Annotated in this window: 20 protein-coding genes; 7 read left to right on the forward strand and 13 right to left on the reverse strand. The window is 66.3% G+C overall.

Annotated elements, in window-relative coordinates; translation table 11 throughout:
• Positions 1-93: 93 nt before the first annotated feature.
• The 4 genes from AC3FJ6_RS09590 to AC3FJ6_RS09605 all read right to left on the reverse strand — a co-directional run bounded on the left by AC3FJ6_RS09590 (position 94) and on the right by AC3FJ6_RS09605 (position 6,711).
• Complete coding sequence (locus tag AC3FJ6_RS09590; RefSeq protein WP_488771652.1) at positions 94-3,291, reverse strand: efflux RND transporter permease subunit; 3,198 nt, start codon at positions 3,289-3,291, stop codon at positions 94-96.
• A 4-nt stretch (positions 3,292-3,295) separates the two neighbouring features.
• A complete protein-coding gene (locus tag AC3FJ6_RS09595; protein ID WP_488771653.1) occupies positions 3,296-4,546 on the reverse strand; it encodes an efflux RND transporter periplasmic adaptor subunit in 1,251 nt (416 codons plus the stop codon).
• 280 nt (positions 4,547-4,826) lie between these two features.
• Positions 4,827-5,471 carry an MOSC domain-containing protein gene (locus tag AC3FJ6_RS09600; RefSeq protein ID WP_488771654.1) on the reverse strand — a complete coding sequence of 215 codons (645 nt, stop codon included), beginning with the start codon at positions 5,469-5,471 and terminating at the stop codon, positions 4,827-4,829.
• A 226-nt stretch (positions 5,472-5,697) separates the two neighbouring features.
• Positions 5,698-6,711, reverse strand: a complete 1,014-nt coding sequence (locus AC3FJ6_RS09605; RefSeq protein ID WP_153946266.1) for a D-2-hydroxyacid dehydrogenase family protein — start codon at positions 6,709-6,711, stop codon at positions 5,698-5,700.
• Between the two features lie 523 nt (positions 6,712-7,234).
• On the opposite strand from AC3FJ6_RS09605, the gene AC3FJ6_RS09610 reads away from it, so the two are divergent.
• A complete protein-coding gene (locus AC3FJ6_RS09610) occupies positions 7,235-9,088 on the forward strand; it encodes a phosphoenolpyruvate carboxykinase (GTP) (protein ID WP_488771655.1) in 1,854 nt (617 codons plus the stop codon).
• Positions 9,089-9,164: 76 nt separating this feature from the next.
• Here the strand turns inward: AC3FJ6_RS09610 and AC3FJ6_RS09615 are convergent, their stop codons facing one another.
• The 4 genes from AC3FJ6_RS09615 to AC3FJ6_RS09630 form a co-directional block, all read right to left on the reverse strand.
• A complete protein-coding gene (locus tag AC3FJ6_RS09615) occupies positions 9,165-9,476 on the reverse strand; it encodes a helix-turn-helix domain-containing protein (RefSeq protein WP_488771656.1) in 312 nt (103 codons plus the stop codon).
• A 5-nt stretch (positions 9,477-9,481) separates the two neighbouring features.
• Positions 9,482-9,814: a type II toxin-antitoxin system RelE/ParE family toxin gene (locus AC3FJ6_RS09620; protein ID WP_488771657.1), complete on the reverse strand. Its 333-nt coding sequence runs from the start codon at positions 9,812-9,814 to the stop codon at positions 9,482-9,484.
• Between the two features lie 178 nt (positions 9,815-9,992).
• Positions 9,993-10,682 (reverse strand): response regulator, encoded by a 690-nt coding sequence (locus AC3FJ6_RS09625; protein ID WP_153946269.1) that lies wholly within the window; start codon positions 10,680-10,682, stop codon positions 9,993-9,995.
• 5 nt (positions 10,683-10,687) lie between these two features.
• The gene (locus tag AC3FJ6_RS09630) at positions 10,688-12,070 is read right to left on the reverse strand and encodes a cache domain-containing protein (RefSeq protein WP_488771658.1); all 1,383 of its coding nucleotides are present in this window, start codon (positions 12,068-12,070) and stop codon (positions 10,688-10,690) included.
• Between the two features lie 383 nt (positions 12,071-12,453).
• On the opposite strand from AC3FJ6_RS09630, the gene AC3FJ6_RS09635 reads away from it, so the two are divergent.
• The 3 genes from AC3FJ6_RS09635 (at position 12,454) to AC3FJ6_RS09645 (ending at position 15,418) form a co-directional block, all read left to right on the forward strand.
• Entirely contained in the window at positions 12,454-14,529 is a 2,076-nt protein-coding gene (locus tag AC3FJ6_RS09635; RefSeq protein ID WP_400393281.1) for a carbon starvation CstA family protein, read from the forward strand.
• 16 nt (positions 14,530-14,545) lie between these two features.
• Positions 14,546-14,740, forward strand: a complete 195-nt coding sequence (locus AC3FJ6_RS09640; RefSeq protein WP_066734504.1) for a YbdD/YjiX family protein — start codon at positions 14,546-14,548, stop codon at positions 14,738-14,740.
• Positions 14,741-14,983: 243 nt separating this feature from the next.
• A complete protein-coding gene (locus tag AC3FJ6_RS09645) occupies positions 14,984-15,418 on the forward strand; it encodes a hypothetical protein (RefSeq protein ID WP_153946272.1) in 435 nt (144 codons plus the stop codon).
• A gap of 168 nt (positions 15,419-15,586) precedes the next feature.
• Here the strand turns inward: AC3FJ6_RS09645 and AC3FJ6_RS09650 are convergent, their stop codons facing one another.
• Positions 15,587-15,835, reverse strand: a complete 249-nt coding sequence (locus tag AC3FJ6_RS09650) for a hypothetical protein (RefSeq protein WP_153946273.1) — start codon at positions 15,833-15,835, stop codon at positions 15,587-15,589.
• A 188-nt stretch (positions 15,836-16,023) separates the two neighbouring features.
• Here AC3FJ6_RS09650 and AC3FJ6_RS09655 point away from each other — a divergent pair, with 188 nt between their 5' ends.
• Complete coding sequence (locus tag AC3FJ6_RS09655; RefSeq protein WP_092600569.1) at positions 16,024-16,947, forward strand: LysR family transcriptional regulator; 924 nt, start codon at positions 16,024-16,026, stop codon at positions 16,945-16,947.
• 57 nt (positions 16,948-17,004) lie between these two features.
• On the opposite strand, the gene AC3FJ6_RS09660 is transcribed toward AC3FJ6_RS09655, so the two are convergent.
• The 4 genes from AC3FJ6_RS09660 to AC3FJ6_RS09675 form a co-directional block, all read right to left on the reverse strand.
• Entirely contained in the window at positions 17,005-19,710 is a 2,706-nt protein-coding gene (locus tag AC3FJ6_RS09660) for a DNA topoisomerase III (protein ID WP_488771659.1), read from the reverse strand.
• Positions 19,711-19,868: 158 nt separating this feature from the next.
• On the reverse strand, positions 19,869-20,276 hold the full coding sequence (locus AC3FJ6_RS09665; RefSeq protein ID WP_488771660.1) for a thioredoxin family protein: 408 nt from the start codon (positions 20,274-20,276) through the stop codon (positions 19,869-19,871).
• 34 nt (positions 20,277-20,310) lie between these two features.
• Positions 20,311-21,474, reverse strand: coding sequence for a DNA-processing protein DprA (gene dprA, locus AC3FJ6_RS09670; RefSeq protein ID WP_488771661.1), 1,164 nt, complete (start codon positions 21,472-21,474; stop codon positions 20,311-20,313).
• A 41-nt stretch (positions 21,475-21,515) separates the two neighbouring features.
• Positions 21,516-22,691 carry a LysM peptidoglycan-binding domain-containing protein gene (locus AC3FJ6_RS09675; protein ID WP_400393619.1) on the reverse strand — a complete coding sequence of 392 codons (1,176 nt, stop codon included), beginning with the start codon at positions 22,689-22,691 and terminating at the stop codon, positions 21,516-21,518.
• 163 nt (positions 22,692-22,854) lie between these two features.
• Here AC3FJ6_RS09675 and def point away from each other — a divergent pair, with 163 nt between their 5' ends.
• Positions 22,855-23,361: a peptide deformylase gene (def, locus tag AC3FJ6_RS09680; protein WP_092600577.1), complete on the forward strand. Its 507-nt coding sequence runs from the start codon at positions 22,855-22,857 to the stop codon at positions 23,359-23,361.
• Positions 23,362-23,475: 114 nt separating this feature from the next.
• Entirely contained in the window at positions 23,476-24,477 is a 1,002-nt protein-coding gene (gene fmt / locus AC3FJ6_RS09685) for a methionyl-tRNA formyltransferase (protein ID WP_488771662.1), read from the forward strand.
• The last annotated feature ends 53 nt before the right edge of the window (positions 24,478-24,530 follow it).

Genomic DNA, 24,530 nt, shown 5'->3' on the forward strand with positions numbered 1-24,530 from the left:
CTGTTCTCGGGAATCAGTCGGAGGGAAGGCGGGGATGGGGGACCGGAATGGCGCCCCGTCCCGCGCGGGACGGGGGCGCACGCGTGGTGTCAGTCAGTGTGCAACCGCCTCGGGCTGCTTCTCTTCCAGCGGATTGCCTTCGGAGTCGATCTGCAGCGGGCCGGTGCCCGAGTAGCGGTCCAGCGCCAGGTAGATCACCGGCGTGATGAACAGCGTGATGACCTGCGAGAACAGCAGGCCGCCCACCACGGCCAGGCCCAGCGGCTGGCGCAGTTCGGCGCCGGCACCCAGGCCCAGGGCCAGCGGGAGGGCACCCATCACGGCGGCGAACGTGGTCATCATGATCGGGCGGAAGCGCAGCAGGCAGGCCTGGCGGATGGCCCTGCTCGGCGCCATCCCTTGTTCGCGCTGGGCCGCCAGCGCGAAGTCGATCATCATGATTGCGTTTTTCTTGACGATGCCGATCAGCATCAGCACGCCGATTGTTGCAATCAGCGACAGTTCGACGTTAAAGAGGAACAGCGTCAGCAACGCGCCGATGGCCGCCGACGGCAGCCCGGCCAGGATGGTCAGCGGATGGATGTAGCTCTCGTAGAGCACGCCCAGCAGCGTGTAGATGACCGCGATGGCCGCCACCAGCAGCACCACCTGCGTGGCCTGCGACGACTGGAACACGGCGGCGTCGCCGCCCCAGCTGGTGAAGATCGACGACGGCATCTCGATTTCGCGGCTGAAGCGGTCGATCAGCTTCGAGGCATCGCCCAGCGCCGCGCCCGGCGCCAGGTTGAACGACACGGTCACCGACGGCAGCTGGCCCTGGTGGTTCACCGCAATCGGGCCCACCCGGCGCTCGGTCGTGGCAAACGCCGACACCGGCACCATCTGCCCGGTCTTGCTGCGCACGTAGAGCTTGGAGAAAGCGGTCTCGTCCACACGATCGACATCGGCGGCGGTGAGGATCACGTAGTAGTTGTCGATTGGCGTATAGATCGTCGACACCTGGCGTTCGCCAAAGGCCGTGTACAGCGCCGCCCGGACGTCCTGCATCTGCACGCCCATCGCGTTGGCCTTGTCGCGGTCGATGGTCAACTGGGCCTCCAGGCCCGACTGCTGCGAATCGCTGGTCACGTCGCGGAATACCGGCTCGGCGCGCATCTTCGCCATCAGCTTGTCGCTGTACTCCTGCAACTGGCCCGACTTCACGCTCTGCAGCGTGTACTGGTAGCGGCTCTTGCTCTGGCGGCCGCCCAGGCGCAGGTTCTGCACCGGCGAGAAGTACACCTGCAGGCCCGGCACGCCCGACACATCCTTGCGCAGCGATTCCACCACCTGTGGCATCTTCGGTCGCTCGCCCAGCGGCTTCAGCTCCACGAACATGCGGCCCGTGTTGATGGCCGGCGACGGGCCGCCGCCAATCGACGCCACCACGCTCTTCACCGCAGGGTTGGCGCGGATGCGCTCGGCCGCATCGCGCAGGCGGTCTGACATGGCGTCGAACGAGATATCCTGCGGGCCTTCGGCGTTGACCTGGATCTGGCCAATGTCTTCCTCCGGGAAGAAACCCTTGGGAATCTTCACGAACAGCACGGCGGTCAGCACGAACGTCAAACCCGCTGCCGCCAGCACCACGCGGCGGTGCGCCAGGCACCAGTCCAGGCCACGCGCATACTTGTGCAGCGTCCACTCGAACAGGTCTTCGAACCACTGCGTGGCGCGCAGGCCGATGGTCTGCTTCTGCTGCACGTGATGCACGGGCGCGCCGGGCGCGTGATCCCCATAGGCATGTTGCGATTCGTCCACCGGTACGTTTTCGGCCGACAGGAAGCGCGCGCACAGCATTGGAATCAGCGTCAGGGACACCAGCGCCGACACCAGGATCGAAAGCGACACCACCGCGGCGAATTCGTGGAACAGCAGGCCGATCACGCCGGGCATGAAGAAGATCGGGATGAACACCGCCACCAGCGAGATCGAGATCGACAGGATGGTGAAGCCCATCTCGCGTGACCCCACCAGCGCCGCCTTCAGCGGCGGCACGCCTTCCTCGATGTGGCGCACGATGTTCTCGAGCATCACGATGGCATCGTCCACCACCAGGCCCACGGCCAGCGTGATGGCCAGCAGCGACACGTTGTCCAGGCTGTAGCCAAACGCCTTCATCAGCGCCACGGTGCCGATCAGCGAAATCGGCAGCGACACCGTGGGAATCAGCGTGGCCGCCGCCCGGCGCAGGAACAGGAAGATCACCATCACCACCAGCGCCACGGTCAGCGCCAGCGTGAACTGCACGTCGTGGATCGACTCGCGGATCGAGTTCGAGCGGTCGTTCACCACGCTCACGTTGACCGACCCCGGCATCTGCTGCACCAGGCGCGGCAGCGCGCCCTTGATGGCATCGACCACGGCCACCGTATTGGCGTCAGGCTGGCGCAGCACGGCCAGCACGATCGACCGCTCGTTGTTGAGCCAGCTGCCGGTCTTGATCGTCTCGACGCTGTCTTCCACGTCGGCCACGTCAGACAGCCGCACCACGGCGCCGCTGGGCTGGCTGGCCACGATGATGTTGCGGAAGGCGTCGGCGCTGGTCATCTGGCGGTTGGCCTGGATGGTCAGCGTCTGGCGCGCGCCGTCCAGCGTACCCACCGGCGTGTTCGCGTTGGCGCGATTGAGGGCGGTGGCCAGCTCGTCGAGCGTCATGCCACGGGCCGCCAGCGCGTCGGGGTGGGCGCGCACGCGCACCGAAAAACGCTTCTGGCCGAAGATCTGCACCTGCGCCACGCCGGGCAGCGTGGCCAGCGTGGGCGAGATCAGGTTGTCGCCAAACGCGTTCAGTTCGCCCAGGCTCATCGACGGCGAGTTGATCGCCAGCAGGATCACCGGCGCATCGGCCGGGTTCACCTTGCGGTACGACGGCGGCACCGTCATCTCGATCGGCAGCGACCGCTGCGCGCGGAACAGCGCGGCCTGCACGTCCACGGCCGCGTCGTCGATATTGCGGTCGCTGTTGAATTCAATCGTGATGCTCGAATTGCCAAGCGTGTTCGACGAGCTGATCACCGTCACGCCCGGAATCGTGGCGAACTGCTTCTCCAGCTGCGTGGCCACCGACGCGGCCATGGTCTCGGGGCTGGCGCCGGGCAGCGTGGCCGTGACCTGGATCACGGGCGAATTGAAGCTGGGCAGGGCCGCGATCGGAATGGTCGGGTACAGCACGATGCCCGTGACGATGACGGCCAGGCACAGCAGCACCGTCATCACGGGCCGGCGGATACAGAGCTCAGACAGCGACATGGTCTTAATGTCCGCGATTGGCCGATGCCGGCGCTGCGGCGGCCGGGGCCGAAGCGCCACGCGCGGCGGCCTCGCGCACCAGCGTGCCCGGACGCAGGTTCTGGGCGCCTTCGGTCACCACGCGGGCACCCGGCTGCACGCCTTCCACCACGGCGGCGGCGGCGGTGGTCACCACCACCTTGACCGGCACGCGGGCCACCTTGCTGTCGGGCTGCACGATATAGACAAAGCGGCCTTCCGGCCCCGTCACCACGGCCTGCGGCGGCACGCTCAGCGCATTCTTCAGCACCTGCACCGTGGCGTTCACGTTGGCGTAGGTGCCGGGCCAGAGCCGGTGCTCGTCGTTGGGGAACATCGCCTTGACGCGGATGCTGCCGTACTGCGGGTCCACCGTGTTGTCGACGAACGTGATCTTGCCGCTCACCGGGGCCGGATTGCCGTCATTGGGTTGCGCGGATACCGTCACCGGGCCCGCCTGCAGCGCCTCGCGCAGCGAGGCCAGCTGGCGCTCGGGCAGCGTGAACATGACCGTGATCGGCGCGATCTGGGCAATCGTCACCATCGCGGGCGTGGTGGTGGTGTTGGCCGGCGTCACGAGCGAGCCCGGAAACACGTTGATCACCCCGGTCCGGCCGCCGATGGTGGCGCGGATCTGCCCGTAGCTGACGGCGACCCGCCCGGCCTCGATGGCCGCCTGGTCGGCCCGGATCGTGGCCTCGAAGCCGTCCACCTTGGCCTGGGCGGTATCCACCGCGCTGCGCGAAATGAAATTGCGCTGCAGCAGCTCCTGGCTGCGGGTCAGCGTGCGGCGTGCATCGGCCAGGTCGGCCTGGTCGCGCATCAGCTGGGCGCGTGCGCGGGCCAGGTTGGCCTCGTCCATGCGCGTGTCCAGCGTGAACAGCAGGTCGCCCGGCTTCACGGACTGGCCTTCCTTGATATGGACGGTACGCACGGTGCTGGAAACCTGCGGACGCACGTCCACGGTCTGCATCGCGGTCACGGTGCCGTTGGCGGTGACCTCCACGGGCACGTCCGACTGACGGACCACGGCGGTGCTCACCGTGGTGACGGCCGGCCCCTTGGCCGCCGGTTTCGGCGCCAGCCACGCCTTCCAGCCAAACCAGCCTGCCAGTGCCAGAACCACCAGCCCTGCGATGGCCACCCAGGGCAAAGCGCGGCCGCGTCCCGTCGAAGTGGACGCGCTCCAGTTACCATCGACGAAGCCCTTCGGCTGGTCGATCCCGTCTGATTTCATGTGAGGACCCTCAAATGCCGCATGGCGCGCTCCCCAAATGGCCGCGGATTCTTGGATCCGGTCATGCCCGCGCAAATCGCTACTAGTACCGCATTGCCCTTTCTAGGCAAAGTACGATGTATTACAAGCCATTACAGCATCTCGGGGGAGGATGTCCGGACCAGCGGGAAAGAGTCGGTCGAATTGCTTGTATCTGAAGCAAAACATTATCAGAAAAGCGCGACGACTCCACTTGGGACTAACGCGGTCTTGCCCGCGCTGCGTCCCGCCCGGCGGCGAATCACGCGCCGGGGCGCGGGTTCAGGCAGGCCAGCGGGATCTGCCGGGGGCCGGGCAACAGCAGCAGGGTGTCGCCGGCGCGGATCACGCCCGGCCGGGCCACGCTCAGGTAGACGCCGGAAAAGCCGCTGTGCGTCATGTCCCGCACGGCCTGCGCATAGCCCATCGCGGCGTTGAGCTTGTAACAGGGACGGCGTGGCGATTCCACCACAAAATCGACCTCCCCGACGCGCACTCGGTCACCCACCCACAGCGCGGTCTCCAGCAGGCCCTGGGTCGTCAGGTTTTCACCCAGCGCGCCAAAGGCCAGCGGCCGCTCGGCTTCTTCCACGCCGGCCTCGCGGCGGCGCGTGTTCCACCATGTGTAGTGTTCGATCGGATAGGCATACACGGCCCGGCCCGGTCCGCCATGGATGGTGCGGTCCACCTGTTCGTCGCCCGCCAGCCCCAGGCGGTGCACGCCCACGGCGATCGGATGATGCAGGGTACTGAGCGGATGCTTGCGGATGGCCGACATGACGACGGCCTCGGTGCCGGCCCCGGCCACCACCAGGGGCAGGGCCACGCCGACATTGATCGCCAGCAGACGGCCAACGGCCGTGCCACCGGCGCCTGCGGGATTGGGACGCGGATCGGATTCGGCCACGGGACGCCCTCCTTGCGTGTGCGGGGCCTGCGCGCATGCACCGGGACGCAGGTGCCACGCGCTGACGTTTTGATCCGAGTGTACCGGCTCGTCCGCTCGCTGGAAGGGGTGGAATGTGGGCAAACAGACGCACGCGGCGGGCACGCGGGGGGCACGCGGCGGCGTCTGTCCGGGGTGGCCTGCGCCGCAGAAACGGCGCCCGGCCGGTCCGCCGGGGTTCAGCGGTTCAGCGGTTCAGCGCGGGCGTGAGCGCCTTGGGATTGACGATGCTGTCGTGCTTGCCTTCCAGCACGTCGAGGATGTTCTGGAAGGCGGTGCGGAAGTACAGCTCGTAGCTGTCGCGCTCCACATACCCCAGGTGCGGCGTGCAGATGCAGTTTTCCATGCGCAGCAGCGCGTGGCCCTGCAGGATCGGCTCCGACTCGAAGACATCGATGGCCGCCATGCCCGGGCGCCCCCGGTTCAGCGCCGCCACCAGCGCGTTTTCCTCGATCAGCTCGGCGCGGCTTGTGTTGACGAAGAGAGCCGTCGGCTTCATGCGCTGCAGGTCGGCCAGCTTGACGATGCCGCGCGTCTCGTCGGCCAGGCGCAGGTGCAGCGACAGCACATCGCTGTCGGTAAAGAGCTGTTCGACCGATTCGGCCACATTCAGGCCGTCCTCGCGGGCGCCCTGTTGCGACGCCTCGCGGCCCCAGACCAGCACGTTCATGCCGAAGGCGCGCCCATAGCCGGCCAGCAGGCGGCCGATCTTGCCGTATCCCCAGATGCCCAGCGTCTGACCGCGCAAGACCTGGCCCAGGCCGAAGTTGGGCGGCATGGTGGTCGACTTCAGCCCCGACTGCTGCCACGCCCCGTGCTTGAGGCTGGCCACGTACTGCGGAATGCGCCGCTGGGCGGCCATGATCAGCGCCCAGGTCAGTTCCGCCGGCGCCACCGGCGACCCGACACCCTGCAGCACCACCACGCCACGGTCGGTACAGGCCTCCAGATCCACATGGCTGCCGGCACGACCGGTCTGGCTGATGATCTTGAGCTTGGGCAACTTTTCCAGCAATTGGCGCGTCACCCGCGTGCGCTCGCGGATCAGGACCAGCGCCTCCACGTCCGACAGCCGCGCGGCCAGCTGGCCCACGCCCTTGACGGTGTTGTTGAAGACCTTGACGTCGTGCCCTTCCAGCAGGGAAAAGCACGGCAGCTTGCGTACAGCGTCCTGGTAATCGTCGAGAACGGCAATCTTCATGGGTGACTCGTTGACCTCGGGGGCTTGGTGCGCGCGGCCACAGAATCAGCGCGCGACCGACAGTATTGTTGACATCCCTGACGCAACATTGACAGATGACAGTCCCGGCGGGCAAGCCCCGCGCGGCCAGGTTGCGCGGGTCGTTCCAGGCATTCCAGCAGGGGAGACAATGCTGCGCAGCAAAAAACAGGGCGTCCGTACAGTGGTATTCTTGCCCGCCTCCGCGGCGCAACAGTGCGGTCGAGCCCAGCTCCCGCCCCCTGTTCGCCGCCGGACAATGCCCGACCGGACCCTGCCGCCCGCCAAAAGCGGGCGAAGCGCAACTGTAGCGCAGCCGCAGGGGCCCCCGCGACCATTTGCGCGGAATCGGTCGTCGCCGAGTTGTAACGGGATGTGACGGTCACAGAACGAGTGCGCCATGCCCAACGTGGCACGCCGCGCCGGCGTCCGCCTTTCCCCGCCAGACCCGGCAACGACCCTGATCGGGCATGACAAGGTTTCCCTTTTGCTTTGGAGCAGTCAGATGAACCATCCCACCATGCAAGGCACCCCGGCACTGAACGTGCCGACCTGGGTAAAGAACCAGAAACTGGTCGCCTGGGTTGCAGAAATCGCCTCTCTCACCAAACCCGACCAGATCTATTGGTGCGACGGCTCGCAGGAAGAATACGACCGCCTGTGCGAGCAGATGGTGGCCGCGGGCACCATGCGCCGCCTGAACCCGGCCAAGCGCAAGAATTCGTTCCTGGCCCTGTCCGATCCGTCGGACGTCGCCCGTGTGGAAGACCGCACCTTCATCTGCTCCGAGAAGAAGGAAGACGCGGGCCCGACCAACAACTGGACCGCCCCGGCCGAAATGCGCACCACGCTGGCCGGCCTGTTCGACGGCTGCATGCGCGGCCGCACCATGTACGTGGTGCCGTTCTCGATGGGCCCGCTGGGTTCGCCGATCGCCCACATCGGCGTGGAACTGTCCGATTCGCCGTACGTGGCCGTGAACATGCGCATCATGACCCGCATGGGCCGCGCCGTGTACGACGTGCTGGGCACCGATGGCGAGTTCGTGCCGTGCGTCCACACCGTGGGCAAGCCGCTGGCGGCCGGCGAGAAGGACGTGGCCTGGCCTTGCAATCCGACGAAGTACATCGTCCATTTCCCGGAATCGCGCGAGATCTGGTCGTTCGGCTCGGGTTACGGCGGCAATGCGCTGCTGGGCAAGAAGTGCTTCGCCCTGCGCATCGCGTCGACGATGGGCCGTGACGAAGGCTGGCTGGCCGAGCACATGCTGATCCTGGGCGTGACCTCGCCCGAAGGCAAGAAGTACCACGTGGCCGCCGCGTTCCCGTCGGCCTGCGGCAAGACCAACTTCGCCATGCTGATCCCGCCCAAGGGCTTCGACGGCTGGAAGATCACCACGATCGGCGACGACATCGCCTGGATCAAGCCGGGCCAGGACGGCCGCCTGTACGCGATCAACCCCGAAGCCGGCTACTTCGGCGTAGCCCCGGGCACCAGCGAGAAGACCAACTTCAACGCGATGGCGACCCTTAAGGAAAACGTCATCTTCACCAACGTGGCGCTGACCGACGACGGCGACGTGTGGTGGGAAGGCATGACCAAGGAGGCCCCGGCACACCTGATCGACTGGCAAGGCAAGGACTGGACGCCCGCCATCGCCAAGGAAACCGGCGCCAAGGCTGCCCACCCGAACGCGCGCTTCACGGCGCCGGCCTCGCAATGCCCGTCGATCGACGAAAACTGGGACAACCCGGCTGGCGTGGCCATCGATGCATTCATCTTTGGCGGCCGCCGCAGCACCACGGTGCCGCTGGTGACCGAAGCCCGCAACTGGACCGAAGGCGTGTACATGGCCGCCACGATGGGTTCGGAAACCACCGCCGCCGCCGCCGGCCAGCAAGGCGTGGTGCGCCGCGATCCGTTCGCAATGCTGCCGTTCTGCGGCTACAACATGAGCGACTACTTCGGCCACTGGCTCGCGCTGGGCAAGAAGCTCGAAGCCGCAGGCGCCAGGCTGCCGAAGTTCTACTGCGTGAACTGGTTCCGCAAGGACGCCGACGGCAACTTCGTGTGGCCGGGCTTCGGTGAAAACATGCGCGTGCTGTCGTGGATGATCGACCGCGTGGAAGGCCGCGGCCAGGGGGTGGACCACGTGTTCGGCACGTCGCCGCGCTACGCCGACCTGAACTGGGACGGCCTGCCGTTCACGGCCGAGCAGTTCGACCTGGTTACTTCCATCGACCAGGACGCCTGGCAGAAGGAACTGGCCCTGCACGACGAACTGTTCACCCAGCTCAAGCACAACCTGCCGCCGGCCCTGGTGGAAACCAAGGCCGCACTGGCCAAGCGTCTGGGCTGATCCCCGGCCGCACCCGCTGCCTCGAAGCCGACCGGCCTTGCCGGTCGGCTTTTTTGTTTGCCGGGGCGCTGCGCGGTCAGCCCTTGATGGCCTTGCGCTGGCGCTTGAACGCCGCCAGCGCCGCCACGGCAAACAGCTGGCTACGCCCAACCTCGGCATGGGGCGTCAGCTTCCCATCGCGGACAAGGCGCCGAAACGTGGCCATCGAGACTTCAAGATACTCCGCAGCCTCGCTGGCCGTAAATTCGGCGTTGGCCAGGTCGCCGAACACTTCGTCGTGGCTGAAATTCTCGTCACGAAAGGCCTGTTGGCCAATCATCACGAAGAAGGCTTCGCGTTCGACTTCGGGCAACTGGCGCAGGTCGTTGAACAAGGTTTGTGCTGTCATGGTCTTCATGCGTTCCTCTCTGCCCTGAGATACCTCTTCAGCGCGTCATAGAAATTTTCGTGCGGCCCCATCTGATAGAAGTCGATCATGACGAAGTCTATGTCTATGCCGTCAGCGGCCAACTCGGGTGTGGGCGAGCGATAGGCCATCAGGTATTCCTGCCGCTGAAACCGGAATTTGTGTACCCGGATACCTGCCAGGTCGCCCGCTTTGGATTCGCCGGCGGCCGGGTCTTCGCAAACGAGTTCCACCTCGTCTTCGATTGCCTTCTGCAACGCAATGCGCGCCTTTTTGACGAAGTCCCGGAAGGGCCGCTTATAGTTCGGTGTCGCGATCATTTATCAGATCAATTGTGATTTTATAACAGATCACGACGTGCGAGGCAAGGCACCGCAACAGCGCAACGCACGTCAACATCCCGCGACGTTACGCAGCAAGCGTTCGCTTGTAGATAGGACGATTCTTCAAGTGATGCCGTGCACGTGCCTGGGCGTGGCGGCGCAGGGCTACCCCGAACTACGCCGGATCGTTCTCGATCCCCAGTTGCTGGACGGCGTACTTCACGAGCTCGGCGCGGCCTTCGATGCCGAGCTTGCGTTTCAGGTTCAGGCGATGGGTTTCCACGGTGCGCACCGATACGCCCAGGCGTGCCGCGATGTCCTTGTTGGACTGGCCGCGGCCAATGCCGTGGAGGATGTCGCGTTCGCGCGGCGTCAGGGCGTCTAGCGGGCTGATCGCATGTTCGGCCATGCCGCGGGCGATGCGCGCACTGTAGAACACGCGCCCGGCCAGCACGGCCTGGATGGCGGCCATCAGTTCGTCGGCCGGCGCGTCCTTGAGCACGTAGCCGCGCGCGCCCGCCCGGATCGCCTGACGCACGTATTCCAGGTTGTCGTGCATCGACACGATCAGCACAGCCACTTCGGGATAGGCATCGTGCAGCGCCCCGGCTAGCGCGATGCCGCCCATGCCGCGCATGCCGATGTCGGTGATCACCAGCTCGGGCAGGTTTGCCGGCCCGGCGCCGGCCAGCCACGCCAGCGCGGCCTCGCCATCGTCGGCTTCGCCTACCACCTCCAGGCCGGGCTGTAGCGTCAGGTGCATGCGCATGCCGTCGCGCACCAGCGCGTGGTCGTCGATCAGCAGGACCCTGGCCTGGGCGGTCGGTGGCGGAATGACGGGCTCGTCGTCGTGTGCAACGGTCATAGGGGTCAGGACAGCGGAATATCGGAAGGGAGCGTGACCACCGGCAGCATCGCCACGAGCCGCGTGCCCGACGGCATCGACACGATGTCGAACTGGCCGCCCAGCGCCGCCATGCGTTCGCGCAGGTTGCGCAAGCCGATGCCGCGCTGCGGGTCGTGCTGCATGCGGGCCACGTCGAAGCCGGTGCCGTTGTCGCGCACGGTCAGGCGGGTGGCCGATGGAGAAAATTCGAGTTCTACGTCCACGCGCGAGGCATGCGCGTGCCGTTCGACATTGGTCAGCGCCTCCTGCGCAATGCGGAACAGCGCCGTCGCCTGCTCATCGGCCAGTTCGCGGGGCTGTCCGGTCTGCGTGACCTCCACCCGCAGCGTGCTGCCGGCCTGCATCTCGCGCGCCAGGTGCTGCAGGGCCGCGTACAGGCCCAGGTCGTCCAGCAGGGCCGGCCGCAGGTTGCGCGATACACGTCGTACTTCATTGAAAGCGGAATCGAGCCGGTTCAGTGCCATGCCCAGGATGGGTGCCACCGAGGCGCCTTCGGACGGCGCCAGCCGAATCCGGTTGGCGGCGGCTTCCAGCACCAGCTTGACCGACACCAGCAACTGGCCGATGCCGTCGTGCAGTTCGCGCGACAACCGCGCGCGTTCTTCCTCCTGCGACTGCACCACGCGCTGGGCCAGCTGGCGCAGCTTGGCGTCGGCCTCGCGGTGTTCGCTGATATTGAGCGCAAGCCCGCTGGCGGCCACCAGCAGGATGCTGATGGCGGCAATCACGCCGATCCAGGCCATGGTCTCGCGGATATCGGTCTCGGCGCGTGCATCGAGCTGGCGCAGCGTCTGCTCCACATCGTCCAGATAGATCCCGGTGCCCAGCATCCAGCTCCAGCCGGGCACGGCCACCACGTAGCCCAGCTTGGGCACGGTCTGTTTCGACGACGGCTTCTGCCACATGTAGCGCACCGAGCCGCCGCCCGCCTTGGCCGCCGTCACCAGTTTCTGGATCGTCAACGCGCCTTGCGGATCACGCATGAGCCACAGGTCCTGGCCCACCAGTTCCGGCTGGCGCGGATGCATCAGATTCCGACCCTGCAGGTCATAGACGAAGAAATAACCGTCGGGGCCGTAGTCGAGCCTGGCCAGGGCTGCCATGGCGGCCTGGCGCGTGGCATCGTCGGTGCGGCCCGACTGCACCATCGGCGCGATGGCGCTCTGGGCTAGATCCACATAGTGGCGCAGCTCGGTTTCCTTGCTCTGCAGGTAGGCGGCTTCCACCAGCGCGCGCTCGTGGCGGGCCAGCGCGGTGGCCTGGAAGCGCACGGCCAGCGCAATGCCCAGCATCGCGACAGCCAGGGGCGCCACGGCGAGCAAAAGTATCTTTTGGCGGAGTTTCATCTGAACCGGGGGTAAACACCGATGCCGGGAAGGCCGCTTGATTTCGTCGGTCTAAGTACTACTACGCAAGGGTGTTGCGTAGTTTCGCGCTTGTGTCGACATGGGCGGGTGTCAATACTACACGCCGGACACGCGCCCGGGCCCGCCCGCGGCGCAAATCCGACGCAGTAGGTGCTTCCTGGCCCAGGCGATCCCGCCCCTGGGGGGCACTGCCTGCCTGCACGACAAGATCCGGGTCCAGACGAGAAACAGACCGGACGCCGCAGACATCCAGGAGACTCCCTTTCCGCGCGATCGTCGTTGGCGCCATCCGGCACCGCCCCCGCTGCCCGGGCTCCCTGTCGCCGCAGGTTCTTTCAGCCGGTCTGAGGAGACCCTTCAACATGAATCGCATCGGACAACACCTGTTGTGGCTGGCCGTCGCCGTACTCGGCGCGTTTGCCTTCGCCACTGTCGCGCTGTCGCGCGGTGAAGCCGTCAGCGCACTGTGGATCGTGGTTGCCGCGCTCTGCATTTACCTGATCGCCTACCGCTACTACAGCCGCTTCATCGCCGACAAGGTGATGCAGCTCGACCCCAAACGCATGACGCCCGCGTGGCGCCACAACGACGGCCTGGACTACGTGCCGACCAACAAGGCGGTGCTGTTCGGCCACCACTTTGCCGCCATCGCCGGCGCCGGGCCGCTGGTGGGCCCCGTGCTGGCCGCGCAGATGGGCTACATGCCCGGCATGCTGTGGATCCTGGCCGGCGTGGTGTTTGCCGGCGCGGTGCAGGATTTCATGATCCTGTTCATCTCCACGCGCCGCGACGGCCGTTCGCTGGGCGACCTGGTGAAGTCCGAAATGGGCACCGTGCCGGGCCTGATCGCGCTGTTCGGCTGCTTCATGATCATGATCATCATCCTGGCGGTGCTGGCGCTGATCGTGGTCAAGGCGCTGGCCGGCTCGCCGTGGGGCACCTTCACCGTGGCGGTGACCATCCCCATCGCCATCTTCATGGGCATCTACACGCGCTATATCCGTCCGGGCCGCATCGGCGAGGTGTCGGTGATCGGCTTCGTGCTGCTGATGCTGGCGATCATCGGCGGCCAGTATGTGCACGAAAGCGCCGCGCTGGCGCCGCTGTTCACGTACGACGGCAAGGCGCTGACGTGGATGCTGATCATCTACGGCTTCATCGCCGCCGTGCTGCCCGTGTGGCTGCTGCTGGCACCGCGCGACTACCTGTCGACCTTCCTGAAGATCGGCACCATCATCGCGCTGGCCATCGGCATCCTGATCGTGGCACCGGAACTGAAGATGCCCGCGTTCACGCAATTCGCGCAGGGCGGCGGCCCGGTGTGGTCGGGCAACCTGTTCCCGTTCCTTTTCATCACCATCGCCTGCGGCGCGGTGTCGGGTTTCCACGCGCTGATCTCGTCGGGCACCACGCCCAAGCTGCTGGAAAACGAAACGCACGCGCGCTTCATCGGCTATGGCGCGATGCTGGCCGAGTCGTTCGTCGCCATCATGGCCCTGGTGGCCGCGTCGGTGATCGAACCGGGCGTGTACTTCGCGATGAACAGCCCGGCGGCCGTGATCGGCACCACGCCGGAGGCCGTGGCCCAGGCCGTGTCGACCTGGGGCTTCGTGATCACGCCGGACGTGCTGATCCAGACCGCCAAGGATGTTGGCGAAAATACGATCATCTCGCGTGCCGGTGGCGCGCCGACGCTAGCCGTGGGTATCGCGCACATCCTGCACCAGGTGGTGGGCGGCCAGGCCATGATGGCGTTCTGGTACCACTTCGCCATCCTGTTCGAGGCGCTGTTCATCCTGACCGCGGTTGACGCCGGTACCCGTGCCGGCCGCTTCATGCTGCAGGATCTGCTGGGCAGCTTCGTGCCGTCCCTGAAGCGCACCGAATCACTGCCAGCCAACCTGATCGCCACCGCGCTGACCGTGGCGGCCTGGGGCTACTTCCTGTACCAGGGCGTGGTAGATCCGCTGGGCGGCATCAACACGCTGTGGCCGCTGTTCGGTATCTCGAACCAGATGCTGGCCGCTGTGGCGCTGGTGCTGGGCACCTGCGTGCTGGTCAAGATGAAGCGCGGCCAGTACGCCTGGGTGACGCTGCTGCCCACCTGCTGGCTGCTGGTCTGCACGCTGACCGCCGGCTGGCAGAAGCTGTTCGACGCCGACCCGAAGGTGAGCTTCCTGACGCACGCGTCGAAGTTCAGCGCCGCGATTGCCGAAGGCAAGGTGCTGGCGCCGGCCAAGTCGATGGAGCAGATGCACCGCATCGTCTTCAACGACTACCTGGACGCCGGCCTGTGCGCGCTGTTCATGTTCGTGGTGCTGTCGATCGTCTTCTACGGCTTCAAGACCGCCATGTCGGCCCGCAACCAGGGCAAGCGCACCGACCGCGAAACGCCGTTCGAACCGCTGCCAGCCCAGGCATCGGCCGCCTCGCACTGACCCAAAGGAGCCACTCATGCTGGATCAGATCGGAAACATGGGACGTTACCTGGGCCAGTCGCTGCGGCTGATGGTGGGCCTGCCCGACTACCAGACCTACGTGGCCCATATGGAAAGCACCCATCCGGACCGCGCGCCCATGACGTACGAGGAATTCTTCCGCGAACGCCAGGAAGCCCGGTACGGGGGCGGGCAGGGCAAGTGCTGCTGACGGCGGCGCTGGCCCGGCCACCCGGGTAACAGGAGAAAGCGGCCCTGCGGGGCCGCTTTTTCATGCCCGTCCGCGGCGCTGGCTTGTGACGTATCATGGCGCGCTGTTGCGCCGGAACATCGTTTTTTAACGGTTCGATACCGTTTCTGCAGCGGGTTACAGCACCTCACAACTAGTTACAGCAAGGGTAGGGCTGCTTCTCTACACTCCGTTTCCAGATACACACCACATAAGGAAAACACGATGTCTCGCCATCCTCTCCGCAATCTGACTCTGGCTCTTGCCCTCTCGGCGGCTACGCTGCCGGCGTTTGCAGGAGGTGATCTGAACAACGCGCTCGGCGGTGGCCTGGGTGGCGTGGCAGGTGCCGCTGTCGGTGGTGCCCTGGGCGGTAGCACCGGGTCGATCATCGGCGGCGCAGTCGGCGGTGGCGCCGGCGGCGCACTCACCTCGAATCGCCGCGAACGCACCGGCGCCATCATCGGCGGCGCACTGGGCGGCGGCGCAGGCACCGCAGCCGGCAACGCCATGGGCGGCCGTACCGGCGGCCTGGTAGGCGCCGGTCTGGGCGGTGCAGCAGGCGCCGCACTGGGCGGCAATGTGTCGCGCAGCAACTCGTACGACGATGACCGCCGCTACTACAAGCGCAGCAAGCATCGTCATCACCACCACGATTAATCCAAAACGGGCCCTGCGGGGCCCGTTTTTACGACGGCATGACGTTGCTGACGGCCGACACCAAGATGCGTGCGTATCGGCCAACCACGCGGGTCGTGTGACACCCGCCGTCAGAAAACAAAAAACCCGTACCAATCGGTACGGGTTTTTTTCGGAATGCCTGGCGGATCAGATCTTGGCGCCGTCCGAGTAGACGTCGAACGACTTGGCGCCGTCGGTGAACGAATCGAACTTGCCAGCCTTGGCACCGTCCGTGAACGTGTCGAACTTGCCGGCCTTCGCGCCGTCGGTGTACGGGTCGAAGCGGGTGGCCTTGGCGCCATCGGTGTAAGGGTCGAACTTGCCTGCCTTGGCGAAGGCGGGTGCGGCGGACAGGGCAACAACGGCTGCAGCGATCAGGGCGATTTGGCGGTTCATGGCGAATCCTTCACTTTATTCGAGGATGCCGCCGTTCTGGCTATTGCTGCGTCGCGGCATCGGTTAGCGTGATATTAGGCATTCCCCTGATATGAATAAATAGCCGCGTCCACAATGATTGATTGTGGTTTCAACAATAAACTACCCGTACCGTGTAAAAGTTCACGGCGGAAGCGGGAGACTATGTCATGGATCGGCTGCAATCGATGCGCGTCTTCGCCAAGGTAGTCGAACTTGGCAGCTTCGCCCGTGCGGCGCAGCAACTGGAAATGTCCAACGCCGTGGTCACACGCTATGTGGCCGACCTGGAAAGCCATCTCGGCACGCGACTGCTGAACCGCACCACGCGCAGCCTGTCGCTGACGGACGCCGGCGAAACCTACCTGCAGCGTTGCGCCCAGATTCTTGAAGACGTCGAAGAGGCGGAGTCGATCGTCACCGCCCGTAGCCAGTCGTTGTCCGGCACGCTGCGGCTGGTGGCGCCGGTCATGTTCGGCCTGCACTTGCTGCCGCAAACCCTGGAGCGGTTCCACCAGCGTTACCCGGACGTGGTCTTCGACGTGCAGTTGTCCGACCGTGTGATCGATATCGTCGAGGAAGGGCGCGACGTCGGCGTGGTGCTGTCCGACCTGGGTCTCGGTTCCCATTTGGTGGCCCGGCCGCTGATCTCGGCCGAAATCATCCTGTGCGCCTCGCCGGGCTATCTGCGCGAGCATCCGCCGCTGCGCACCGCCCACGACCTGTCCAATCATCGCGCCATCGCCATGCGCATTCCCACGGCCGAGCATGAGTGGACGCTGTCCGGGCCGGAAGGGGAGGTGACCGTGCCGATTCGCCCGGGCCTGCTCTGCAGCAACGCCGAACTGGCACACCAGGCGGCGCTGGCCAATATGGGCATCGCGATGCTGTCGTCGTACCTGGCCCGGCCCAATATCGAGGCGGGACGCCTGATGCACATCCTGCCGCAGTACCAGTTGCCGCGCCGCGACGTGAGCGTGGTCTACCCGAGCCGCAAGTTCCTGCCCACCAAGGTGCGCGCCTTCATCGACTTCCTGCTCGACGAGGGCAAACAGCGGGCCGGCGAGAATCTCGTCAAGCTGGCCAGCCAATAAAAAAGCGAGGCGCCTGCCTCGCTTTTTCGTTTGCCACCCCGCTAGCCTGGCGAGTGCTTACTCCTCGGCTTCCGCCGTCTGCTTCGCCTTCCTGGCCGCCGGCGTCTTGGCAGCCGTCTTCGTGGCTACCTTCTTGGCCGGTGCGGCCTTGGCGGCAACCTTCCTGGCAGGCGCTTTCTTGGCAGCCGTTTTTGCAGCCGTTTTTGCGGCGGCCTTGGCCGGCGCGGCCTCGGCTTCGTCGCCCTTGGCTGCCGACTTCGCCGCCGCGGACTTCGCCGCCGGCTTGGCGCCTGCCTTGGGCTCGCGTGCCTCGAACTCGAAGCCGATCTTGCCGTCCGGCTGCTTGACCAGGAATGCCTTGAAGTTGCGGCCCGTGCGCGACGACTTGAAGCCCGTCAGCAGGTCCGTCTTGCCCGCGGTCAGCAGCTTGCCGATCTGCTCGCGCGAGATTTCCTGCTGCAGGATGATCTTGCCGGTCGTGAAGTCGCAGGTCTTCTCGCTGCCCACGGCGTTCTCGCAGACGTATTTCATGCCGTGCTCGTAGACCCGGCCGTTGCATTTGGGGCAGTGGCCCACCGGCGTCTGCCCGCTGAAGTCCACCGGTTCGTCGTCTTCCTCGTCGTTCTGCCCGAAGTCGAACTCCATCTTCCAGTGGCCTTCGTCGTCCTGGGCCAGCTTCAGGATGGCGGCGAACGGACGGCCCATCTTGCTGCGGAAGCCCTGCAGCGGACCGATTTCCTTCTTCTGCAGCAGTTCCTCGACTTCGCCGATCTCGAACTGGCGTCCGCCCGGGATCTTGCTGATCGAGAAGTCGCACGCCGTACAGGCAAAGCGACGGTAGTTTTCCTTGACCTGGCCCCCGCACTGCGGGCACGGCGTGTTCAGTGTGGCGTAGTCGCCAGGGATCGTGTCGCTGTCGTATTCCTTGGCGCGCTTGACGATCTGCTGCGTCATCTGCGCGATCTCGCGCATGAATTCATCACGCTTCAGACGGCCGCGCTCGATCTGCGACAGCTTGTGTTCCCACTCGCCGGTCAGCTCGGCCTGCGTCAGTTCCTGCACGCCCAGGCCGCGCAGCAGCGTCATCAGCTGGAACGCCTTGGCGGTCGGAATCAGCTCCCGGCCTTCGCGCACCAGGTATTTTTCGGTCAGCAGGCCTTCGATGATGGCCGCGCGCGTGGCTGGCGTGCCCAGGCCCTTGCCGGCCATGGCCTCGCGCAGCGCGTCGTCGTCCACCAGCTTGCCGGCACCTTCCATCGCCGACAGCAGCGTCGCTTCGTTGTAGCGGGCCGGCGGGCGGGTGCTCAGGCCGACGGACTCGACCTTGTCGGTCTTGACGCGCTCGTCCTTCTGCACCGGCACCAGGTTCGCGTCCTTGTCGTCCTTGCCCTGCGCTTCGCGGCCGTAGATCACAAGCCAGCCCGGATTGACCAGCACCTTGCCTTCGGTCTTGAAGTGATGGCCCGCGACCTCCGTGATCCGCGTGGTCACCTGGAACTCGGCCGCCGGGAAGAACACGGCCAGGAAGCGGCGCACGACCAGGTCGTACAGCTTCTGTTCGGGCTCGGACAGGTTCTTCGGCGCCTGCAGCGTCGGGATGATGGCGAAGTGATCGCTGATCTTGCTGTTGTCGAAGATCTTCTTGTTCGGCTTCACCCAGCCTTGCGACAGGATCTTCCTGGCGTGCGGCAGGTAGTTGGGCGAACTGTCGGCCAGCATGTCCATGGTCTGCTTGACCGTGTCCAGGTAGTCCTCGGGCAGCGCGCGGGCGTCGGTACGCGGGTACGTCAGCACCTTGTGCTTTTCATACAGCGCCTGCGCCAGGCCCAGCGTGTTCTTGGCCGAAAAGCCAAAACGCGAGTTGGCTTCGCGCTGCAGCGTGGTCAGGTCGAACAGGGCCGGCGACTGCTGCGTGGACGGCTTCGATTCCTCGGTGACCGTGCCCGGCTTGTCGCGGCAGGCCGCCACGATGCTCTTGGCCTCGGCTTCGCTCCACAGGCGCGACTCGCGTGCCTCGGCGTCGAACTCGTTCTTCTTGAACTTCGGGTCGAACCAGCGGCCCTCGTACAGGCCGGCGGCGGCGATGAACTCGGCGCGCACTTCCCAGTAGTCGCGCGGCACGAAGTGTTTGATCTTCTCTTCGCGCTCCACCACGATCGACAGCGTCGGCGTCTGCACCCGGCCCACCGTGGTCAGGAAGAAGCCGCCGCCCTTGCTGTTGAAGGCCGTCATCGCGCGCGTGCCGTTGATCCCGACCAGCCAGTCGGCCTCGGAACGGCAGCGGGCCGCGTCGGCCAGCGGCAGCATTTCCTCGTCCTCGCGCAGCGCCGCAAACCCGTCGCGGATCGCCTGCGGCGTCATCGACTGCAGCCACAGCCGGCGCACGGGCTGCTTGGCCTTGGCCTGCTGGGCGATCAGCCGGAAAATCAGTTCACCTTCGCGCCCCGCGTCACAGGCGTTGATCAGCGCGGTCACATCCTTGCGCTTGATGAGGCGGTTGAGCACTTTCAGGCGCGATTCGGTCTTGGCGATCGGGCGCAGGTCGAAATGCGGCGGGATCACCGGCAGATTGGCGAAGCTCCACTTGCCTCGCTTGACCTCGTAGTCGTCGGGCGCGGCGATTTCCACCAGGTGGCCAACTGCCGAGGACAGCACGTAGTCGTCGCTCTCGAAATACTCGTCGTGCTTGGTAAAGCCCCCGAGGGCGCGCGCAATATCGGCAGCGACCGATGGCTTTTCCGCGATGATGAGGGCTTTAGACATTCAACGGGTCCTTGTGGCGCCACCGCTTGAAGTGCAGTGCGCGCCTCTTGAAATTCACGGCAAACTATGTAAACAGCAGGCCTGGGCTTTGAGGCGCCAATAATAAGCGCGGTTCCGACGGGCGTGCAAGCGACCGCCGCCGCCCGCCCTGACCACGCTCAACCGTTATCGGCACCGCTGCCAAGCAACCAGGGCAGCACTTCAGGGATGTCTGGCGCCGTGCCGGACATGGTACCCGCACGCGCCAGCATCCGATCCAGCACATCGAGGTGGGGCAGCACGGTTCCGTAAAACTGCGGTGCGCCGCCAGCGACGGGCTGAATCAATACAGTAGGAAAGTTTTCGATGTCGATGTCCTCTCCCAGATAGTCGGAGTGGGTTTCGACATCGATCCAGACGAAACAGTCGTCCGGATAACGTGCCGCCAACGCCGCAAAGCCCGGCAGATAGTCCTTGCACGTGCCACACCATGCGGCGCAAAGGCAGGCCACCAGCCGTCCCTGCGGACGGGCATGAAGCGCCTGGCGCAGGGCTGCGGCATCCTGCTCGGGGAAGTAAACGGCCATTCCAGTCGAAAAGTGAGGCAAAGGCGATACCGGATCATGCCAGACGCCGGAAACGGTTGCCTGGCAGGCGCTCGGCCGCGCCGGCCAGTTCCAGTTGCAGCAGTGCGGCCGATACCGCCTCCGCCGCCATGCCGGTGCCTTCGCACAATGCATCGAGCGTGACAGGATCATAGGCGAGCGCCGCCCCGAGCGCGTCGGCCGCCGCCGGCTGCGGGGTGGCCGATACCGATACCGATACCGATACCGGGCTGGCCGTCGTCCCCGCCGGCGTCTTCGTTGCGCGGCCGGCCCCGGCTGGCGCCAGGTCGGCGAATTCCTCGAACACGTCGGCCGCCGACTCCACCAGCTTGGCACCCTGGCGGATCAGCTTGTGGCAGCCCCGCGAAAGCTCGGCGTGGATCGAACCGGGGATCGCAAACACCTCACGGCCGATTTCGGACGCCAGCCGGGCGGTGATCAGCGAACCCGACCGCTCGGCGGCTTCCACCACCAGCACGCCCCGCGCCAGCGCCGCGATGATGCGGTTGCGACGCGGAAAATGGTTCGGCAATCCCGGCGTACCCAGTGGGAATTCGCTGACGATGGCGCCACCGGTATCGACGATCTGGTGCGCCAGCTTGTGGTGCCGGGCGGGATAGACGATGTCCACGCCGGTGCCCACGATGGCGACCGTGCCGCCGGGCCCATCCAGTGCAGCGGCATGCGCTGCGGCATCGATGCCGAGTGCGAGCCCTGACACCACGGTCAGCCCGGCATCGGAAAACGCCGAAGCGAACGTCTGCGCATTGCGCACGCCCTGTGCCGTGGCATGCCGCGCGCCGACGATACCCAGTGACGGCGCCTGCAGGCGTGCGACCTGGCCGTTGACGTAGAGCACCAGCGGCGGATCGGCCAGGTCGAGCAGGCGCGCCGGATAGGCGGCGTCGCCCATCGTGACCAGATGGTGGCCAGGGCTGTCGAGCCATTGCAGCGTGCGATCGATCCGGGCGGATACGTCGGCGTCGGGCGGCGCAGCGAGCACGCGCGCCACCGCGGGCTCCGTGGCGTCGCGGAGCCTTGCAGGGTCCTGGGCCAGCACGGCCTGGGGCAGCCCGAAAGCCGCCAGCAGTCGGCGGCCGGCCTGCGCCGAAACACCGGGGGTGGCCGTCAGCCGCACCCAGGCAGCCACTTCGGCTGGATCGCGAGTCGAATCGGTCATCGAACAACGCGGCGGCGCGCGCTTGCGCACGCGCCCGCCGGTTACTGCGGGCTGGTGGCGCGGTCGCCGACCTTCATCACATTGCTGGCATCGGTCACCAGCGCGTAGGCGATGCCCGGGAAGACGCGATACACGTAGGCCAGCCCATAGCGGTCATCGGGCAGCGTGATGCTGCGGTTGCCGTCGGTCGGATCCTTGGCCACGCCGCCCACGCGCGACAGCGCCAGCACGTGACCCGGCTCCAGGCCACCGTTGGCGCCCAGGTTCAGCACCACCACCTGCTTGGCGCCACCGTATTCCACGCCGCCATAGACGGCGGCGATGCGGGCCTCGACGTTGCCTTCCGGCGCATGGGGCACGTAGCGCACCAGTTCGCGCGCCGGCTGCGGCAGCAGCAGCGAACCCGCGCCCATTTCCTGCGGCGACTGGGTGGCCTGGACCGTGGTGACCGCGTCCGGGCCTTCCGGACCGCGCATCACGCGCACGCTGCCCTGGTACTGGGCTTCGAAGCCGATCACGGCATTGCTGACGGGGTCGCGCACCGGCAAGGCCGGCTTGAACGCCTGCCAGTCGCTGCCGATCGCCGCGTCGGCCGATGCGATGCCGCGCACGTAGCCGGTATCGCCACGCCCCATGTAGACGCGGGCATCGGTCAGCGCAACGATGCGGGCCGACGAGTCCACCGCGTCCTTTTCCACGACCAGCGGACGCGTCAGGAACGGCTCGATGTCGGACGCAGGGATGCTCAGGATGGCCTCGCCGTTGCCGCCCTCGCCGCGCACGCGCGGCGACAGGCGGGTGTCGCCCTGGGCGCCACCGGGCGCCGTGGTCGACAGGTACGCGCGGCCATCGCGCTGCACCAGGTAGAGAATCTGTCCAGGGTAGATCAGGTGCGGATTGCGAACCTGCTGGCGGTTCATGCCCCACAGCGCCGGCCAGCGCCACGGCTGGCGCAGGTACTGGCCCGAGATGCCCCACAGTGTGTCGCCCGAGCGCACGGTGTACTGGCCTGGCGCGTTGGGCGCCAGTTCGGAAACGGGGATACCCTGCTGGGCGGTCGCATCGGCCTGGGCGAGCTGTGCCGCCGAGACATTCAGATCGGCCGCCTGAACCGCCATGCCGGCTCCGGCTGTGACGCCTGCGACACATAGCATGGCGAGGGTGAACGCGTGCAGCCTGCGGCCCGACGCCGCCTGTTCTTTGGTAAGATCGCGCATTTTCCTGACCGGTCGGGAGAACGACCGGATTGACCCTAGGTAGAGCGTGCCTGCTGCGGCGCGCCTTGAATTTTTGTACTAGCGCCCCGATTCTGCATGGAAACCCCGCACGCCGCAACGGCGGTCGGGCAGTGGACAGCACCCGGCGTTGCGCCCGAGCATCATGGCCAAACTCGACATCCTCACCTACCCCGATCCTCGCCTTCATACCGTGGCCAAGCCCGTGGCGGTGGTGGACGACCGTATCCGCCAGCTGGTCCAGGACATGGCGGAAACCATGTACGACGCGCCCGGCATCGGCCTGGCCGCCACGCAGGTGGACGTGCACGAGCGCGTGATCACGATCGACGTTTCCGAAACGCGCGACGCGCTGATGGTGTTCATCAACCCGGAAATCGTCTGGGCCAGCGACAACCGCAAGGTCTGGGAAGAGGGCTGCCTGTCGGTGCCCGAAGTCTATGACCGCGTGGAGCGTCCCGACCGCGTCAAGGTGCGCGCGCTCAACGAAAAGGGCGAAACGTTCGAGCTCGATGCCGACGACCTGCTGGCCGTATGTATACAGCACGAGATCGACCACCTGAACGGCAAGGTATTCGTGGAATACCTGTCGCCGCTCAAGCTGAACCGCATCAAGAGCAAGCTCCAGAAGCGCGTCCGCTCGCGCATGTAAGGATGTAACAGGGGCGTGCCACGCGGGTGGCGTCTGCTATCGTTACATCTTCCAAGACACATCACGTACCGGCCGCTATGCGGCCGGTGTCGTTTCCACCTGCGGATTTCCGTCATGACTCAAGCCCAGCCACTGCGCGTCGCGTTTGCCGGCACACCCGAATTTGCGCGCGTTGCCCTTGAGGCCATTCACGCCGCCGGCTTTCCGGTGGTGGCCGTCCTGACCCAGCCCGACCGGCCTGCAGGCCGCGGCATGCAGCTGCAGGCCAGCCCGGTCAAGCAGTTCGCGCTGGAAGCGGGGCTGGGCCCCGTCCTGCAGCCGCGCTCGTTGCGGCGCAACGGCAAGTATCCCGAGGAAGCCGGCGCCGCCGTCGACACGCTGGCGCAGATCGCCCCCGATGTCATGGTGGTGGCCGCCTATGGCCTGATCCTGCCGGCCGAGGTTCTCGATCTGCCGCGCCATGGGTGTCTGAACATCCATGCGTCGCTGCTGCCGCGCTGGCGCGGCGCGGCACCGATCCACCGCGCCATCGAGGCCGGCGACGCCGAAACCGGCATCACGCTGATGCAGATGGACGAAGGGCTCGATACCGGCGCGATGCTGTCGCGCGAATCGGTGGCGATCGGTCCGGAGGACAGTACCGGCAGCCTGCACGACACGCTGGCCGCACTGGGCGGCCGCATGATCGTCGATGCCTTGCGCCAGCTGGCCGCCGGCCGGCCGCTGGCGGCCACGCCCCAGCCCGAAGCCGGCATCACCTACGCCGAGAAGATCGCCAAGGACGAAGCGCCGCTGGACCTGACCCGCCCGGCCGCCGCGCTGGCCAGCCAGGTGCGCGCCTTCAATCCGTTCCCGGGGGCCACGATCCAGGTGGGCGACACCGTCATCAAGTGCTGGCAGGCGCTGCCGCTGGCTGCCGCCACGAGCCTGCCCCATGCGCCCGGCACCGTGCTGGCGGCGGATGCCGCCGGCGTGATCATCGCCTGTGGCGACGGCAGCGCACTGCAGGTGACCGAATTGCAGAAGGCCGGGGGCCGCCGCCAGCCGGCGCAGCAGTTCCTGCAAGCCATGCCGCTGCCACCGGGCACGCGCTGCCTGGTGCGCGGCGCGGCATAAGTTGCGCCTGCGCCGCTTTGCATCGTAAAACCCTGTCATCCGCATTGAATTCC

The sequence above is a fragment of the Cupriavidus sp. 94F1 genome (assembly GCF_057798875.1).